This is a genomic window from Stackebrandtia sp. (assembly GCF_035643755.1).
In the GTDB taxonomy this organism is placed as follows: Bacteria; Actinomycetota; Actinomycetes; order Mycobacteriales; family Micromonosporaceae; genus Stackebrandtia.
Genome location: NZ_DASQPW010000089.1, coordinates 1 through 15818 on the forward strand (window position 1 = coordinate 1; position 15818 = coordinate 15818).

Consider the following 15818-nt stretch of genomic DNA (forward strand, 5'->3'; position numbering starts at 1 on the left):
CACCGTCAACCTGTTCACCGGCTTCCTCGACCCGATCATGAGCAAGAACAACTCCAGCCTGTTCTTCGTCGCCGCCGGTCTGACGATCTACAACGCGGCGGTGATGGCCGAGATCCTGCGCAGCGGCATCAACGCGCTGCCCCCCGGTCAGGCGATGGCGGGTCACGCGCTCGGTCTGCGCCACGGCCAGGTCATGCGCTCGGTCGTGATGCCGCAGGCGGTCCGCAACATGCTGCCCGCCGTGCTGGCCCAGATGGTGATCCTGCTGAAGGACACCGCCCTGGGTTACACCATCGCCTACCCGGAGCTGCTGCACGAGGCGTACAACATGGGCAAGTCCTATGACGCGTTCCTGCAGATGCTGGTCACCGCCGCGGGCGTCTACTTCCTGCTCGCCTTCGGGCTGTCGCGCCTGGTGAAGGTGCTGGAAAAGCGCATGGGCCGCAAGACCGCGGCCAAGCCGATCAACACCACCGAGGTCGCGGTCACCGACACCGTCACGGGGCCGCAACCGACGCCATAGCCGCTCGACGGTTTCTCGTTCTCCCTGTCCTGGACCCGAACCACGGGTCCAGGACAGTTTTTTGTGGACAGACCCCGCTGGGGTTGTCGCCTATGACCATGCTCTCGAAACGGCTCCAATCGTTTTCGGTTGGCCGAACGGCGTGTTAGCTTTCCGCGCGAGATGGCCCCCCACCCCCGCGCCATTAGGAGGCGAGACGTGTCCACGACGGCGGATCAGGCATTCGACTGGATCGAGGGCTGGCAGCGTACCGCCGCCAAGCGGCTGGAGGAGACCGAGATGATGGTCTCCAAGATCGACAAGCTGCGCGTGACGGCGGCCAGCGAGGGCGAGACCGTGAAGGTCACCGTCGATTCCCATGGCATCGTCACCGATCTCACGCTGTCCGGGGCGGTCAAGTCCCAGGATCCCGACAAGACCGCCGAGCAGATCATGGCGACCATGGCCAAGGCGCGCAACGGGCTCGGCAAGGGCGCCTCCCGGATCGTGAAGGACACCATCGGCCTGGAAAGCGCGACCGGCAAGGCGATCATGGCCGGTTTCCGCAAGCGGCTGCGCAAACCCGAAGACCTCCTGCCCGAAAGCGGTGCACGATGACGTTCCAGACCGTGGCGTCCGAATTGGAGAAACACGCTCGCAGCATCGACGCCTGCATCGGCGTGATCGATCTGGCCAAGGGCGCCAGCGGTTACGTGAAGATGGGCAACGACGCGTACGGCGAGTTGAGCGCGTGGCTGCCGCCGATTCTGCACGGCAAGCATTCCACCGTGGACAAGCTGATGGGGCGCGCCAAGCAGGTGTTGACCGACGACGCCGCGACGATGCGCGCCATGGCCGAGGACTTCCGTCATCACGACGGCAAGAACGCCGAAGCGATCGCCCGCGCGGGCGCCCACGAGAAGTAGGCGGACCGTGGGCGAGAACAACCCGTTCATCTCGGGGGTCAAGGATTCCACCACCCCCGTCACCGGGATCTGGATCGTCGAGGACGCGCAGAGCCTGATCGATTCGATCAAGTCGGGTTCGTGGGTGGACGCCACCATCGGGGCGATCACCACGGGGCTCGACGCGCTGTCCACAGCGATGGATCCCTTGGGCGCCTTGGCTTCCATGGCTATCGGGTGGTTGATGGAGCACGTCAAGCCGCTGAAGGAGGCGCTGGACAAGCTCACCGGCAACGCCGACAAGGTCAACTCCTACGCCAGCACGTGGCACAACGTGTCGGAGGGGCTGAAGCAGGCGGGTGCGGACCTGAAGAAGGCTGTGGCCAAGGACACCCCGCATTGGGAAGGCAAGTCCGCCAAGGCTTACGGCTCGCACAGCGACTACACCGTCGACGCCGTCGCCGGGCTGGGGGTGGCCGCCGAGGTGTTGTCCGAGGCGACCAAGGGCGCCGGAGAGCTGGTGGCGACCGTGCGCGGGATCGTGCGGGACCTGATCGCCGACTGCGTGTCGACGCTGCTGGTGCGGGTGCCGGAGTGGTTGGCGGAGGAGGGGTTCACCCTCGGGCTCGCCACGCCGTGGGTCGTGGGCCAGGTGACCAGCCTGGTGGCCAAGTGGGTGGCCCGCATCACGGGCTTCACCACCGCCTTGGTCACCAGTCTGCAAGCGCTCCAACTGTTGTTGGGCTGAGCGGGGAGCCGATTGACTGTGTTGAGGATTGTTCTCCTGCTGCTGACCGTCGGCATCGCCGCCATGGGCAAGGGCGGCCGGGGCGGGCACGATCGGCGCCGCGGCGGCGGGCGCCGGCACGAGCACGAGCCGCTGCCCGACCTGGAGAGCATCCACATGCGGGTGCGCGACGACCTGGATCACGCGGAAAGCGGCGACCCGGGGTCGTCGGCCGACGACGACTGGAACCCCGCCCCCGCGCCCGCCAACGGCGGCAACGGGTGGGACTCCGACGAGGCGGCACGGGCCGCGCACGGCGGGTTCACGAACCTGGGCGACCTGCTGCCCTCGCGGGAACAGCACATCCTGCACGGCGACCTCGACGACGAGACCTCGGGCGGCCACCTGCACGGGACCGGCCGTCCGGGCAAGACCGAGTTCCCCGAGGGCTGGGACGAGGACCGGGTGGTCGACAACGTGCAGCAGGCCGCCCGCCACCCCGACCGGGTGGTGCCCCGGCCCGGTAACGCCGGGGGTTGGGAGGCGCACGCGCGGGTCGACGGTGTGGACATCACGGTCATCCTCAACAAGGACGGCAGCATCTGGTCGGCGTACCCCACGGGCGGGGACGGCGTTCACACCAACCCGATGTAGTCGCGTCGCCGGATATGGAAAGCTGAGGACGTTATGGAGATTCGCGAACTGGCCGAACTCACGGGGCGGGTCATCGATCGCGTCGTGCCGCGGCTGGAGGCCCGGGGTTCGGCCGCGCGCTACGCGGAGTCGATCCGCGGCGCCAACCGCGCCGGCGAGTGGCAGATCGCCCTGGAGAGCCTGGTCGGGGTGCTGGCGGACGAGGGGATCGCGGTCACGGCGGACGACCACCGGGACCTGACGCGACTGTTCGACCACTTCGCACGGTCGCGCAGCGCGGACGTGCGCTCCCGCGCGGAGCTCGGTCGGTCCGACCTGGACAAGGTCGTGGTTTCCTGACCGCGGGGGTTATGGACAACTTCTGCGGCGCCGTGCTGTGCTTGACGCGCCCACATGCGTGAAAGGTATGTCAATGCGTCGAGTTCTGTTGCCCGTTCTGCTGTCCGCCGCCGTCGCCGCCTCGATGGTGGCCGCGACCCCCGCCAACGCCCAGCCCACCGATGCCGCGCTCGCCCAGCGGTGGGCGCCGGTGCATCACCAGGACACCGATTCCAGCGACTACGACGCCGACTATCTGTCCACCGTGAATTACGACGGGGACTGGGACGCCAAGAACAACTGGGAGCACCAGGACGACGACGTGTCCCGGCTGACGGGGGCGGTGTACTTCTCGGTGGTGGAGACCAGGACACACTGGTTCATCGTGTACTCCTACTTCCACCCGCGCGACTGGGACGACAACCCGTTCGGGTCCACCCACGAGAACGACATGGAGGGGGCCATGCTGGTGGTGCGCCGCGACGGCAGCCAGTACGGGGCGCTCGAGGGCATGGTGACCGAGGCGCACACCAACTTCTATTCCTATGTGCCGCAAGGTAGCCCGCTCACCGACGGGCGCGAGAACATCGACGGCACCATCAAGATGGTCAATGTGGACGGCGTGGCGCATCCGTCGACGCGTCAGGAGGCCAAGGGCCACGGCTGCTACGCCTGGGACGGCAAGGACTTCCCCGGCGGGGACGGCGTTGTGTACTACCCGCGCGGCAGGGGCGAGGTTCCCGGCGGGGGCGACGACGCCGACGTGTCGTATCGCCTGGTGGACACCTTCGCCGACGGCGGGCTGTGGGCGCGGCGCGCCGACGCGCAGACCTACGCGTCGTTCGGCACCTTCGTCGGCGACAACGGCAAGGACAACGCCGCCAACACCGCCTGGGGTTGGGACGACAGCGACGACGGCGGCGACCTGCCGCGCGGCCTGATGGCCACCGACCCGGCGAAGCTGGTGAACGCCTACTTCGACGGCACGGGCGATTTCGCGTTGTCCTACACGCGCAACGGTTACCGCTCCTGATCAGCGGACGACGGCGCCGTGGCGCGCCAGCTCGGCCTTGACGTCGCCGACCGACAGCTGTCCGAAGTGGAACACGCTGGCGGCCAGGACGGCGTCGGCCCCCGCCTCCACGGCGGGCGGGAAGTGCTCCACCGCGCCCGCGCCGCCCGAGGCGATGACGGGGATGTCAACGGCCGCGCGGATCGCGCGGATCAGCGGCAGGTCGAAGCCGTCGGTGGTGCCGTCGGCGTCGATCGAGTTGACCAGCAGCTCCCCGGCGCCGAGCTCGGCGCCGCGGCGGGCCCACGCGACCGCGTCCAGGTCGGCCCCGCGGCGTCCGCCGTGGGTGGTGACCTCCCAGCCGCTGGGGTACCGATCACAGCGGCGGACGTCCAGCGACAGCACGAGCACCTGGTTGCCGAAGCGCCGGGCGATGTCGGCGATCAGGCCGGGGCGGGCGATGGCGGCGGTGTTGACGGCGACCTTGTCGGCGCCTGCCCGCAGCAAGGCATCCACATCGGACACCGCGCGAACGCCGCCGCCGACCGTCAACGGGATGAACACGGTCTCGGCGGTGCGGCGCACCACGTCCATCATGGTCCCGCGATCGTCCACCGACGCGGTGACGTCCAGGAAGGTGATCTCGTCGGCCCCGGCGGCGCCGTAGGCGGCGGCCAGCTCGACGGGGTCGCCGGCGTCGCGCAGGCCGCGGAACTTCACGCCCTTGACCACGCGACCGGCGTCCACGTCCAGGCAGGGAATGACTCGAACGGCAAGGCTCATGACCAGCATTTTAAGGCGTAGCGCCGCGCGATCTTCGCGGCCTTCGCCCGCGCGCGGCGCTGCTTCCAGCGGCGGCGGGCCCGCCACAGCCACACGAAGCCCACGACCATCAGCAGCAGCGCGACGCCCGCCAGGATCGGGACGAAGATCGCCAGCAGGCTCATGCCCGCCGAACCCGTGTCCTCCACGGCGCTGACGACGGGCGTGCCGAAGCCGAGGGTGCCGCCGTTGATCACGGGGCGCATCAGGGCCTTGGTCACGTGGACACACAGCGCGATGACGATCCCCACAACCCAACCCAGGACGGGATTGTCGGAGGTGTGCAGGGCGGTGCCCGTGTGCGCGTCGAGCTGGCCCGCGGCCGTCGACGCCGACAGCACGGCGCCGCCGGCGGCGGGGCGCACCGCGGTCTGGATGATGTCGTTGACGTGGTCGACCACGGGGACCTTGTCCACGACGACCTCGACGAGCAGCAGCACCGCCATGACCGTCAGCGCCCACCAGCTCGACAGCCAGTCCCATCCCGACGGCAGCCTCAGCGCGTCGGTGAAGCGGGAGACCAGCCCGACGATCAGCAGGGGGATGTACGCGTTGAGGCCCGCGGAGGCGGACAGCCCGGCTCCGGTGAGGAAGGCGAACACGGCGGCTCCAGTGGCGAGGGGCTCTCCAGACTAGCCGTGGTGGTACGCCTCGACCTCGACCTCGACGAGTTGGTCGGGGTGGAGGAGGCGGGAGACGACCACCAGGGTGGCGGCGGGGCGGACCAGGCCGAACAGCTCGCCGTGGGCGCGGCCGACGGGGTCGGCGTGGGCCGGGTCGGTGACGTACATGCGGGTGCGGACCACGTCGCGGACGGTGCCGCCGGCGTCGACCAGGGCGTCGAGCGCGACGCGGAACGCCTCCTTGGTCTGGGCGGCGGGGTCTCCGACGTGGACGACCTTTCCGTCGACTGTGGAGGTGCAGCCGGAGGTGAGGATCCAGGGACCGGCCTGGACGGCGCGGGCGTAGCCGTAGAGGTCCTCCCACGGGCCGCCGGAGCCGACGCGGGTGATGTCGTCGTTCACGACTCCTCCAGGATCTTCAGGGCGTCGGCGACGCTGAAGCGGCCCTCGTACAGGGCGGTGCCGACGATGACGCCCTCGACGCCGTCGTCGGCCAGCCCGGCCAGGGCGCGCAGGTCGTCGAGTGTGGATACTCCCCCGCTGGCGACGACGGGTTTGTCGGTGCGGGAACACACCTGGCGCAGCAGGTCGAGGTTGGGGCCCGACAGCATGCCGTCGCTGGGGACGTCGGTGACGACGTAACGGGCGCAACCGGCGGCCTCCAGGCGGGCCAGGACGTCCAGCAGCTCGCCCTGGTCGCGGGTCCAGCCGCGGGCGGCGAGGCGGCCGTCGCGGACGTCGAGGCCGATGGCGACCCGGTCGCCGTGTTCGGCGATGATCCGCTCGCACCATGGGGGGTCTTCCAGGGCGGCGGTGCCGATGTTGACGCGGCGGGCCCCGGCGTTCAGCGCCCGGGCGAGGGTGGCGTCGTCGCGGATGCCGCCGGAGATCTCCACCTCCATGTCGACGTCGGCGATGACGCCGGCCAGCAGCTCGGAGTTGTCGCCGCGGCCGAAGGCGGCGTCCAGGTCGACCAGGTGCAGCCAGGTGGCGCCCTGGTCCTGCCAGCGCCGGGCCGCGGCGATCGGGTCGCCGTAACGCTTCTCGCTGCCGTCCACGCCCTGGACGAGCTGGACGGCCTGCCCTCCGGTGACGTCGACGGCGGGCAGCAGGGTCAATGTGGTCATAGGTTTCCTACCCAATTGGACAGCAGAATCAGCCCGGCCTCGCCGGATTTCTCGGGGTGGAATTGGGTGGCGGACACCGCGTCTCGGGTGATCGCGGCGATGAAGGGTTCGCCATGGGTGCACGTCGCGATGGAGGCGCCCTCGGCGGGAGGGTGCGCGGCGTAGGAGTGGACGAAGTAGAACCTGGCGTCGTCGTCCAGGCCGTCGAACAGCGGCATCGCCTTGTGCTCCACGGTGTTCCATCCCATGTGGGGCACGCGCTCGGCCCGAAGGCCGGTCACCTCGCCGTCGAGGACGCCGAGCCCCCGGGTGCGCGTGCCGTGTTCCTCGCCCGCGGCGAACAGCACCTGGGCCCCCACGCAGATGCCCAGGAGCGGCGCGCCGTCGGCCACGCGGCGGTCGACCAGCGCCTCTCCCCCGGCCGAGCGCAGCCCGTCCATGCAGGACGCGAACGCGCCGACGCCGGGCACCACCAGGCCGTCGCACGCCGCGGCGAGGTCCACATCGGAGGTGACGGTGACGTTGGCGCCCACCCGTTCCAGGGCGCGCTGCGCCGAGCGCAGGTTGCCCGAGCCGTAGTCGAACACCACCACCGTCTTGGTCACGAGTTCGGCCACCACCACAGCACGGCGCCGGCCAGCGCGACGGCCGCCAGCACCCCCAGCACCACGGCGGGGATCGTCCGCTTGGCCTTGGCCGCGGAGTACACGCCGCCGACGAGCAGGCCGCCGACGCCCATCAACACGATGGGCCACACATCTTCCACTACAGGACGCCTTTCGTACTGGGCACCTCGTCGCGTCCATCCAATTCGGACGCCGACCGCAAAGCCCGTGCCAGCGCCTTGAACTGCGCCTCCACCACATGGTGGGCGTCGGGACGCTGGCCGGGGTTGGCCGCGCGCAGCACCGACACGTGCAGGGTGATCGCGGCATGGTGCGCGAAGGACTCGAGGATATGACGCGTCATGCTGGTCGGGTAATCGTGTCCGATCATCGGCGCCAGTTCCAGCGGCTCCTCGTGCACCATGTACGGCCGCCCCGACAGGTCGACGACGGCGCGGGCCAGCACCTCGTCCAGCGGCACCGTGGCGTCGGCGAAGCGCCGCACCCCGCGCCGCTCCCCCAGGGCGGACCGCAGCGCCTGGCCCAGCGCGATCGCGGTGTCCTCCATGGTGTGGTGGGCGTCGATGTGCAGGTCCCCGTCGGTGTGGACGGACAGCGCGAAGCCGCCGTGCTTGCCGAGCTGGTGCAGCATGTGGTCGAAGAACCCCACCCCGGTTGACACGTCGACGGGTCCATCGGCGTCGATGTCGATGGAGACGGTCACCTTGGTCTCGCCGGTGGTGCGCTCCACCGTGGCGCTGCGGCTCATGCCTGCTCCTTCAATACCTCGCGCAACGCGTCCAGGAACGCGCCGGTCTCCGTCGGGGTGCCCGCCGTGACCCGCAGCCAGCCGTCCAGGCCGACGTCACGGATCAACACTCCTCTATCCACCAACGAGCGCCAGACCGCCGAGGAATCGGCCAGCCCCCCGAAAAGCACGAAATTGGCGTCGCTGGGCGCCACCCTCAGGCCCAGGGCCGCGAGCTCGCTGACCAGGCGGTCGCGCTGGTCGCGGATCGCGGCCACCGTGGCCAGCAGGGTATCGGCCTGGCCCAGGGCGGCGCGGGCGGCGGCCTGGGTGAGCGCCGACAGGTGGTACGGCAGGCGCACCAGCCGCATGGCGTCCACCACGGCGGCGTCGGCGGCCAGGTAACCCAGCCGTGCGCCGGCGAAGCCGAACGCCTTGCTCATGGTGCGCGACACCACCAGCCGCGGGTGTCCGTCCAGAAGGGTCAGCGCGCTCCGCGTGCCCTCGCGGGCGAACTCGGCGTAGGCCTCGTCCACCACGACCAGACCCTCGGACGCATCCATGATGGAGGAGATCACGTCGAGGCCCAGCGCCGTGCCGGTCGGGTTGTTCGGCGAGCACACGAACACCACGTCGGGCCGGTGGGCGCGGATCTGTTCGGCCGCGTCCGTCGCCGACAGGTCGAAGTCGGCGTCGCGGCCGCCGTCGATCCAGGCGGTGCCGGTGGACGCCGAGATCAGCGGGTGCATCGAGTAGGCCGGGGTGAAACCCAGCGCGGTGCGCCCCGGCCCGCCGAAGGCCTGCAACAGCTGCTGCAGGATCTCGTTGGAGCCGTTGGCCGCCCACACCCGCTCGACGCCCAGGCCGTGGCCCAGGTACGACGCCAGGTCGGCGCGCAGCGCCCCCGCCTCCCGGTCCGGGTAGCGGTTGAGCCCCCGCACCACCTCGAACACGGCCTTCTCGATGGCGGCGGCCACGTTGTCCGGCAACGGATAGGAGTTCTCGTTGGTGTTGAGCCGCACCGGCACGTCCAGCTGCGGAGCACCATACGGCTGCCGGCCCCGCAGCTCGGGCCGCAGCAGGCGTTGGATCTCACTCACCGGCGAACCTCGCGCGCACCGCTTGCCCGTGGGAGGGAAGGTTTTCGGCCTCGGCGATGCGCACGACGTCGTCGGCGACCGCCGACAGCGCGTCGCGTCCGTACTCGATGATCTGGACCGGACGCAGGAAGCTGTTGACCGACAGCCCGGCCGAATGCCGGGCGCACCCGCCGGTGGGCAGGATGTGGTTGGAGCCGGCGCAGTAGTCGCCCAGCGAGACCGGCGAGTACGGCCCGACGAAGATCGCCCCGGCGTTGCGCACCCGCATCGCCAGGTCGCGGGCGTCGACGGTCTGGATCTCCAGGTGCTCGGCGGCGTATTCGTCCACCACGGACAGTCCCTGCTCGAGGTCGTCGACCAGCACCACGCCCGACTGCGGGCCCGACAGCGCGATGGTGATGCGCTGAGAGTGCTTGGCGGCGTTGACCTGTAGCCGCAGCTGCTCGTCCACGGCAGCGGCCAGCTCGTCCGACGGCGTCACCAGGACGCTGGCGGCCTCGGGGTCGTGCTCGGCCTGGCTGATCAGGTCGGCGGCCACGTGCGCGGCGTCGGCAGTGTCGTCGGCCAGGACCGCGATCTCGGTGGTGCCCGCCTCGGCGTCGATGCCGACCCGGCCGCGCACCGCGCGCTTGGCGGCGGTGACGTAGATGTTGCCGGGCCCGGTGATCATGTCGACTCGAGCGCATTCGTCGGTGCCGTAGGCGAACATGCCGATGGCGGCGGGACCGCCCACGGCGTAGACCTCCTCGATGCCCAGCAGGGCGCACACCGCCAGGACGGTGGCGTCCGGCAGACCCGTGTCGCGCTGCGGCGGCGAGGAGACGGCGATCTGTCCCACCTCGGCCAGCTGCGCGGGCACCACGTTCATGACCACACTGGACGCGAGCGGGGCCAGGCCGCCGGGCACGTACAGCCCGACGCGCCGCACCGGCAGGAAGCGCTCGGTGATGACGCCGCCGGGCGCCACCTCGGTGATCAGCTCGCCACGGCGCTGCGGCGCGTGCGCGGCGCGCACCCGGCGGATCGCCTCCTCAAGGGAGGAGCGCAGCTCGGGTTCGAGGGCGTCCCGGGCGGCGCGCACCGCCTCCAGCGGCACGCGCAGGCTGGTCAGCTCGACGCCGTCGCGCTCGGCGGTGATCCGCCGGATCGGCTCGGCACCGCGATGGGCGATCGCCTCCAGCAGCGGCCGGATCTCGGCCTCGGCGGCGGCCACGTCGAAGCGGGCACGCGGCAACAGGTCGGCGGGGACATCACTACGGTGTCGAAGATCAATGCGTTTCAGCACCTAACGAGGGTAGCTGTCCGCTCGCTTCCGACTGCGGGGTGTTTCGCGGACTGGGATCGAGGTCATCCTCGTCGCCGCCGCGCAGCGACGGTGACTTCGACCACCCCGAACACACCGTGTACGTGAAGGCCGCGGCGAACGCCATGGTGGCCAGCACCCCCAGCGACAGGTGATTCATCGCCCCGCCCAGGTCCCCGCCGATCGCCGAGTGCCACGCATTGGCGGGATTGAAGTCGACCATCAGCAGGTCGGGCACCCGCCACACGCGCCAGCCCGGCTTGACGTGGTCGAGGCCGGCCACGAAGTCCTCGCGGCCCATGCGCCCGAAGCGCCACGCCAGGGTCTGGCACGCGATGCCGCCCAGCGCCAGGCCGGTCAACAGGAACGGGCCGCGGTGCCGCCGCACCAGGAACCACACCAGCAGCGCGGCGAGGATTCCGGCGCCCACGCCCATGAGCGCGAACAGGCCGTCGTCGCCGATGTACTGCTCCGGGCTCTCCTCGCGCAGCGCCCAGCCGCCGTCGACCCGGATCATCTCCACCCGGGGCGCCAGGACCCTCCACAGTGCCCCCAAGGGGAGCGACAGGATCGCCAGTGCCACGAGCACGACCAGTCCGGCCACAGCGTCGCGACCGCGTTCGGAACCGCCGCGCGGGGTCGGTGCCGACTCGGAGCTTGCCTCGGCGACGCCGACCGCGGGCATTTCCGCAGTGTCGGGCTCGTCGCGCGACTGTTCGGGGATAGTCATCGCGTCACATCATTCCACGGCGGACGCGGGTGCCTAAAATGCCTCGATGATCTGGGCCGCCGCCGTCAACCAGGCGTCGCGGGTGGACTCGCGCAGCAGGGAGTACTTGATGGCCGCGCCCGGCTCCAGGGTCGGGTCGTAGGGCACCACGGCGACGTCGCGGGTGCGGGACTTGAAGTGGCCCTTCAGGTCCTCCAGCAGCTCACCGGGGTGCGGGGTCGGGCACGACAGCACGGTGACGGCGTTCTTCACCAGGTCGGTGTATCCGTCGGCCAGCAACAGATCCAGCATCCAGTCGGCGGTGAAGGCGGCGTCCTCGCGGGGCACCGAGGTCACCACCAACTGGTCCGCATGGGACACCACGGTCTTCCAGTTCGGACTCTCCACGTTGTTACCGGTGTCGATGCAGATGATGTCGTGGGTGCGGGTCAGGATGTCCAGCACGCGAAGCACGGTCGTGGGGTCGAGCTGGCGGGCCAGCTTCGGGTCCTCGTCGCCGGCCAGGACGTCGAAGGAGCCGTCGGAGGAATGCCGCAGGTAGTCGTCGGTCTGCTCGGCGAGGTCGCTGCCGGACGCCTCGACGCGCGCCAGGTCGTTGACCAGGTGGCGGATGGTGCGGGCGTGCCGGGCGGTGCCGGCGCGCAGGCCCAGGGTGCCGCGCAGTTCGTTGTCGTCCCAGGCGATCACGCCGCCGCCTCGGGCGCTGCCCAGCGCCGCCGCGGTCAGGACGGTGGCGGTGGTCTTGTGGACGCCGCCCTTCGGGTTGACGAACGCGATCACCCGAGGGCGGCCCAGTTCGCGCTTCAGCATCGGCAGCGCGGGGTGCCGCGACAGGTCGCGGGCGGGCTCGTCGACGCCCGGTCCGGTCCAGGGCGAGGGCTGTCGAGGTACGGGGATGATGTCGCCGGGCAGGCGATCCACAGTGGGGGCTTCGTCGGGCCGGGTCCGCCCGCGCCCCAACAGGGCGCGCCACCGTGGAACCGGCTCGGCCTGTCTGCCGGACCAACCATCGGGGGAACCCACACTCGCCTCCGTATTCCGGGGAAGGGCACGCCGGGGCGCGCCGGGACACAACTGCATACCAGGCTACGGAAATGGTCGCGTGACTACTAGCGCACGGCGAAAAAAACCGCCTCGCCGCGCCACAACGGTCCGAAATCAGCCGTGTGGGTGTGAATCGCCGACTATTCGGTGCCTCTCAGCACCCGCAACGCGTGCGCCAGATCGGGTGGGTCCTCGCTGCGGAATTCCACCGCTTCCCCGCTACCGGGATGAACGAAACCCAATCGGTAGGCGTGCAACCATTGCCGTTCCAGGCCCAGCTTAGCCGCAAGCGTCGGGTCGGCACCGTAGGTGAGGTCGCCGACACACGGGTGACGCAGCGCCGAGAAATGCACCCGGATCTGGTGGGTGCGGCCGGTTTGGAGCTGGACGTCCACCAGGCTGGCCGCCGGGAACGCCTCCACAGTGTCGTAATGGGTGACGCTGGCGCGGCCCGAGGCCATCACCGCCCACTTGTAGACGTGGCCGGGATGCCGGTCGATCGGCGCGTCTATGGTGCCGCGCAAGGGATCGGGGTGGCCCTGCACCACGGCGCGGTAGCGCTTGTCGACCTCGCGGTGCTTGAAGGCGCGCTTCAGCCGCGAGTAGGCCCGCTCGCTCTTGGCGACCACCATCAGGCCGCTGGTGCCCACGTCGAGCCGGTGCACCACGCCCTGGCGCTCGGCCGGGCCGTGGACGCTGATGCGGTGGCCCAGGCCCGCCAGTCCCGCGATCACGGTCGGACCGCTCCAGCCCGGCGAGGAATGCGCGGCCACGCCGACCGGCTTCTCCACCACGGCGATGTCGTCGTCGGCGTAGACGATGGTTAGACCGTCCACAAGCTCGGGTTCGGGACCGGCCGCCGCCGTGGGAGGCTCGGGCAACAGCACCGACAGCCAGGCCGTCGCGGTGGCCCTTGTGGACTTCACCACCGGATCACCGTCCATGGTGACCTCGCCGTCGCCGATCAGCTCGGCGGCCACGGTGCGCGACAGACCGAACATCCGCGCTACCGCCTGGTCGACGCGCACCCCCTCCAGGCCCTCGGGGACCGGCAGCTCGCGAAGCTCGCGGCTCACTCCCCCACCGCCTGGTCCTTGGTGACGCGCGTCCCGTCGATGCGCCTTCCGGTGAGCTCCAGGAACACCACGATGCACACACCGATCACAAGGGACGAATCGGCCAGGTTGAAGATCGCCCAGCCCTCGCCGTACGGATTGAACAGGCTGATGAAGTCGACCACGTGCCCGCGCATGAAGCCCGGCGGCCGAAAGGCCCGGTCCACCAGGTTGCCCAGGGCTCCCCCGGCGATCAGGCCGAGCGACACCGCCCACCAGGCCGAGCCCAGCCGGCGCCAAGCGAACCAGGCGATCGCGCAGACCACGGCGACCGCCAACACGCTCAGCCCCAGGGTGAAGCGCGAGGCCATGCTGAAGGCGGCGCCGCTGTTGCGAATCAGGGTCAGGTAGATCACGCCGCCCAGCAGCCGCACCGGCTCGCTGGGTCGCAGACCCGCGACCACCAGTGCCTTACTGCCCGCGTCGATGGCGATCGTCGCGGCGGCCACGCCGCCGAACACCCACATCAGGGCGCGTCGCGGCCCCTGCCTCGGGGTCTGCTGGTCTTCGGATGCGACGGTGTCATCGTCAGTGGTCACCGCCGCTCCTTCGCGTTCTGTGGGGCCCGTATCAGCGCCGTTCTTCAAGACTCTTGCAACTGACGCACAGGGTAGCGGACGGGAAAGCGGCCAGCCGCGCCGCCGGGATCGGCGTACCGCATCGCTCACAAATCCCGTAGTCGCCCTCTTCGAGCCTCTCCAACGCGCGCTCCACCTGGACCATGCGCTCGCGAACGCTGTTGGCCAGGCTGATCTCCTGCTCGCGTTCCACGGTCTTGGAGCCCGAGTCGACCTGGTCGTCGCCCGCGGAATCCGACAGGCGCTCCTTCTGCATCTCGCTGATGCCCTCGACCGCGTCGGCGTGCTCGACGCGCAATTCGTCCAGGCGCTCCGACAGTGCCTCGCGGATCTCCTGCATCTCCTCCGGGCTGCGCAACGACTTCTTCTTCACAGCGGCGGTGGACTTCTTGGCGGGGGCCTTCTTGGAGGCCTTCTTCGCGGTGTTCGCCATCGGCGTCGCCTCGATCGTGGCGGCCGGCTTCTTCTTCGTAGATGTCATCGCGCGCTCTCAGGAGGGGTCGGCGTGGACAAAACGGATTCCGCGCGGACGCGGAAAGGCTGAGCCGGACGGCGGCGGGCAGGACGAGACGTCGCGAAACCTGCGCGTAGTCCACATCGCCATGTCGCCCCCCAGCTGGTTGTGTAGCAAAAAACCCCTAACTAAGGGGCTCCGCGCGGCGGTCCTGCCACGCGGTTAAGGGAAGATACTACGCCACAACAGCAACACAAGCAACCAATCGGCGACCCATTGGTGACCGACCGCTGTGATCAGTGCCGGGTCGGCTCCCTGAGCAGCGACTGGGCCGGGCGACACAGGGAGCACGCGGTGAAGCCCAGCTCGACCGCCTCGTAGGCGGGCAGCGGCTCGGACTCCCGATCGACCAGGTGCACGCAGCCGCCCAGGTGGAAGCGGGGACGGCCGTCCACCACCATGACCTCGGCGTCCATCCGCATCAGGGCCGCGGCCTCGACGCTGGACATGGGGACCTCGGTGGGCTCGTCGCCCGGGACGCCGTCGATGTCGGCCTCGGCGGCCCGTTCGGGCTCGCGCTCCGGTTCCCGCTCGCGGCCGCGGGCGTCGGCCTCGAGGTGTTCCTGGCGCGAGGAACGCCGGCCGACCTCGGCCTCGGCGCGGGGCGCCGTGGCCTGGTTCGGCCCCTCGTTGAACGCGGAGTCGTCGCGGGCGCGCGACGCCGCCGCCGAACGGTCGGCGCGCCGGTCGCGCAGCCGGGCGTCGTACTCCTCGGGGCGGTCGGTGTCCTCCCGCTCGTCGCCGTCGGCCCCGCGGGGGCGTCGCGACGCGGCGTACAGGCACACCGCCGCCACCAGGCTGGCGACGATCGTGCCCACCAGGAAGGTGTCGTTGCCGGCGGCGAGACCCGCGACAAGCAGGACCACTCCGGCCAGCAACAACAGAAAACTACCGACGATCATGAATGTGAACCCCACATAACTGGTGTTGTCGGCGTGGCACCTCGGGGGGAGCGTCACACCCTGCGATGGACTCGTGCGGAACATCTCCGCGCCGCACGAGGTCCATACTTAGCACAACGCCCCAGTCGCCCAAAGGGTTACTGCGTGGCTTTGGTTCAGCGCCCCACGTCGGCGGTCAGTGCCGCGTTGCCGTTGGCCTGGCGCAGCTCGCCGGGTCCATCGCTGGACTCGCCCTCGATGACGCCCTCCCCGCGACCGGTCAGGTCGCGCAGCTGGCTTTCCAGGTACGCCTTCAGGCGGGTGCGGTACTGACGCTCGAAGGTCTTGAGTTCCTCGATGTGCTTGTGGAGAGCGGCGCGCTTGGACTCCAGGTTGTTCATGACCTCCTGGTGGCGCTTCTGGGTCTCCTTGTCGAGGGCCTCGGACTTGACCCGCGCCGTCGTCACCATCTCCTCGGCCTGGGTGCGGGCCTCGGTCAGGACGGTCTCG

At 70.2% G+C, this 15818-nt stretch carries 22 protein-coding genes and 1 pseudogene; 7 read left to right on the forward strand and 16 right to left on the reverse strand.

What is annotated here, in order from left to right:
- The 7 genes from VE172_RS06660 to VE172_RS06690 form a co-directional block, all read left to right on the forward strand.
- Nucleotides 1-523 (forward strand): amino acid ABC transporter permease (locus VE172_RS06660; RefSeq protein WP_324798911.1); only part of this gene is annotated, 523 nt, incomplete at its 5' end.
- A 198-nt stretch (nt 524-721) separates the two neighbouring features.
- Nucleotides 722-1120 carry a YbaB/EbfC family nucleoid-associated protein gene (locus VE172_RS06665; protein ID WP_324798914.1) on the forward strand — a complete coding sequence of 133 codons (399 nt, stop codon included), beginning with the start codon at nt 722-724 and terminating at the stop codon, nt 1118-1120.
- Nucleotides 1117-1428, forward strand: a complete 312-nt coding sequence (locus VE172_RS06670; RefSeq protein WP_324798916.1) for a hypothetical protein — start codon at nt 1117-1119, stop codon at nt 1426-1428. Before VE172_RS06665 ends, VE172_RS06670 begins: the two co-directional genes overlap by 4 nt.
- 7 nt (nt 1429-1435) lie before the next feature.
- The gene (locus tag VE172_RS06675; protein ID WP_324798918.1) at nt 1436-2155 is read left to right on the forward strand and encodes a WXG100-like domain-containing protein; all 720 of its coding nucleotides are present in this window, start codon (nt 1436-1438) and stop codon (nt 2153-2155) included.
- A 21-nt stretch (nt 2156-2176) separates the two neighbouring features.
- Nucleotides 2177-2788, forward strand: a complete 612-nt coding sequence (locus VE172_RS06680; protein ID WP_324798920.1) for an EndoU domain-containing protein — start codon at nt 2177-2179, stop codon at nt 2786-2788.
- A 33-nt stretch (nt 2789-2821) separates the two neighbouring features.
- Complete coding sequence (locus VE172_RS06685; protein WP_324798923.1) at nt 2822-3127, forward strand: DUF6189 family protein; 306 nt, start codon at nt 2822-2824, stop codon at nt 3125-3127.
- A gap of 73 nt (nt 3128-3200) precedes the next feature.
- Nucleotides 3201-4139, forward strand: a complete 939-nt coding sequence (locus VE172_RS06690; RefSeq protein ID WP_324798925.1) for a hypothetical protein — start codon at nt 3201-3203, stop codon at nt 4137-4139.
- Here VE172_RS06690 and hisF read toward each other — a convergent pair whose 3' ends face one another.
- The 16 genes and pseudogenes from hisF to VE172_RS06770 all read right to left on the reverse strand — a co-directional run.
- Nucleotides 4140-4901, reverse strand: a complete 762-nt coding sequence (gene hisF / locus VE172_RS06695) for an imidazole glycerol phosphate synthase subunit HisF (protein WP_324798928.1) — start codon at nt 4899-4901, stop codon at nt 4140-4142.
- Nucleotides 4898-5542 carry a DUF4126 domain-containing protein gene (locus tag VE172_RS06700; protein WP_324798931.1) on the reverse strand — a complete coding sequence of 215 codons (645 nt, stop codon included), beginning with the start codon at nt 5540-5542 and terminating at the stop codon, nt 4898-4900. Before VE172_RS06700 ends, hisF begins: the two co-directional genes overlap by 4 nt.
- 30 nt (nt 5543-5572) lie before the next feature.
- Nucleotides 5573-5965 (reverse strand): RidA family protein, encoded by a 393-nt coding sequence (locus VE172_RS06705; protein WP_324798933.1) that lies wholly within the window; start codon nt 5963-5965, stop codon nt 5573-5575.
- Nucleotides 5962-6690 carry a bifunctional 1-(5-phosphoribosyl)-5-((5-phosphoribosylamino)methylideneamino)imidazole-4-carboxamide isomerase/phosphoribosylanthranilate isomerase PriA gene (gene priA, locus VE172_RS06710; protein ID WP_324798936.1) on the reverse strand — a complete coding sequence of 243 codons (729 nt, stop codon included), beginning with the start codon at nt 6688-6690 and terminating at the stop codon, nt 5962-5964. The genes VE172_RS06705 and priA overlap by 4 nt, the downstream gene beginning before the upstream one ends.
- A complete protein-coding gene (gene hisH / locus VE172_RS06715; protein WP_324798938.1) occupies nt 6687-7295 on the reverse strand; it encodes an imidazole glycerol phosphate synthase subunit HisH in 609 nt (202 codons plus the stop codon). Before hisH ends, priA begins: the two co-directional genes overlap by 4 nt.
- Nucleotides 7292-7456 (reverse strand): hypothetical protein, encoded by a 165-nt coding sequence (locus VE172_RS06720; protein WP_324798940.1) that lies wholly within the window; start codon nt 7454-7456, stop codon nt 7292-7294. The genes hisH and VE172_RS06720 overlap by 4 nt, the downstream gene beginning before the upstream one ends.
- Complete coding sequence (gene hisB / locus VE172_RS06725) at nt 7456-8064, reverse strand: imidazoleglycerol-phosphate dehydratase HisB (RefSeq protein WP_324798944.1); 609 nt, start codon at nt 8062-8064, stop codon at nt 7456-7458. The genes VE172_RS06720 and hisB overlap by 1 nt, the downstream gene beginning before the upstream one ends.
- A complete protein-coding gene (locus VE172_RS06730; RefSeq protein WP_324798946.1) occupies nt 8061-9143 on the reverse strand; it encodes a histidinol-phosphate transaminase in 1083 nt (360 codons plus the stop codon). The genes hisB and VE172_RS06730 overlap by 4 nt, the downstream gene beginning before the upstream one ends.
- A complete protein-coding gene (gene hisD / locus VE172_RS06735; RefSeq protein ID WP_324798949.1) occupies nt 9136-10428 on the reverse strand; it encodes a histidinol dehydrogenase in 1293 nt (430 codons plus the stop codon). The genes VE172_RS06730 and hisD overlap by 8 nt, the downstream gene beginning before the upstream one ends.
- Nucleotides 10412-11176: a DUF2567 domain-containing protein gene (locus tag VE172_RS06740; protein WP_324798951.1), complete on the reverse strand. Its 765-nt coding sequence runs from the start codon at nt 11174-11176 to the stop codon at nt 10412-10414. Before VE172_RS06740 ends, hisD begins: the two co-directional genes overlap by 17 nt.
- Before the next feature lie 33 nt (nt 11177-11209).
- Nucleotides 11210-12199 carry a MinD/ParA family ATP-binding protein gene (locus VE172_RS06745; protein ID WP_324798952.1) on the reverse strand — a complete coding sequence of 330 codons (990 nt, stop codon included), beginning with the start codon at nt 12197-12199 and terminating at the stop codon, nt 11210-11212.
- Between the two features lie 161 nt (nt 12200-12360).
- A complete protein-coding gene (locus tag VE172_RS06750) occupies nt 12361-13296 on the reverse strand; it encodes an RluA family pseudouridine synthase (protein WP_324798954.1) in 936 nt (311 codons plus the stop codon).
- Nucleotides 13293-13874, reverse strand: coding sequence for a signal peptidase II (gene lspA / locus VE172_RS06755; protein ID WP_324798956.1), 582 nt, complete (start codon nt 13872-13874; stop codon nt 13293-13295). Before lspA ends, VE172_RS06750 begins: the two co-directional genes overlap by 4 nt.
- 31 nt (nt 13875-13905) lie before the next feature.
- A complete protein-coding gene (locus VE172_RS06760; protein ID WP_414715068.1) occupies nt 13906-14346 on the reverse strand; it encodes a TraR/DksA family transcriptional regulator in 441 nt (146 codons plus the stop codon).
- Between the two features lie 317 nt (nt 14347-14663).
- Nucleotides 14664-15329: a hypothetical protein gene (locus VE172_RS06765; protein WP_324798962.1), complete on the reverse strand. Its 666-nt coding sequence runs from the start codon at nt 15327-15329 to the stop codon at nt 14664-14666.
- 155 nt (nt 15330-15484) lie between these two features.
- Nucleotides 15485-15818: pseudogene (locus tag VE172_RS06770) on the reverse strand (DivIVA domain-containing protein); the annotation flags it as partial.

What these genes read in the sequence shown, in the direction of transcription:
- priA (WP_324798936.1), bottom strand. Translation starts at nt 6,690, where the DNA reads ATGACCACATTGACCCTGCTGCCCGCCGTCGACGTCACCGGAGGGCAG.
- VE172_RS06760 (WP_414715068.1), bottom strand. Translation starts at nt 14,346, where the DNA reads ATGGCGAACACCGCGAAGAAGGCCTCCAAGAAGGCCCCCGCCAAGAAG.
- VE172_RS06765 (WP_324798962.1), bottom strand. Translation starts at nt 15,329, where the DNA reads ATGATCGTCGGTAGTTTTCTGTTGTTGCTGGCCGGAGTGGTCCTGCTT.
- hisF (WP_324798928.1), bottom strand. Translation starts at nt 4,901, where the DNA reads ATGAGCCTTGCCGTTCGAGTCATTCCCTGCCTGGACGTGGACGCCGGT.
- VE172_RS06740 (WP_324798951.1), bottom strand. Translation starts at nt 11,176, where the DNA reads ATGACTATCCCCGAACAGTCGCGCGACGAGCCCGACACTGCGGAAATG.
- VE172_RS06685 (WP_324798923.1), top strand. Translation starts at nt 2,822, where the DNA reads ATGGAGATTCGCGAACTGGCCGAACTCACGGGGCGGGTCATCGATCGC.
- VE172_RS06690 (WP_324798925.1), top strand. Translation starts at nt 3,201, where the DNA reads ATGCGTCGAGTTCTGTTGCCCGTTCTGCTGTCCGCCGCCGTCGCCGCC.
- hisB (WP_324798944.1), bottom strand. Translation starts at nt 8,064, where the DNA reads ATGAGCCGCAGCGCCACGGTGGAGCGCACCACCGGCGAGACCAAGGTG.
- VE172_RS06670 (WP_324798916.1), top strand. Translation starts at nt 1,117, where the DNA reads ATGACGTTCCAGACCGTGGCGTCCGAATTGGAGAAACACGCTCGCAGC.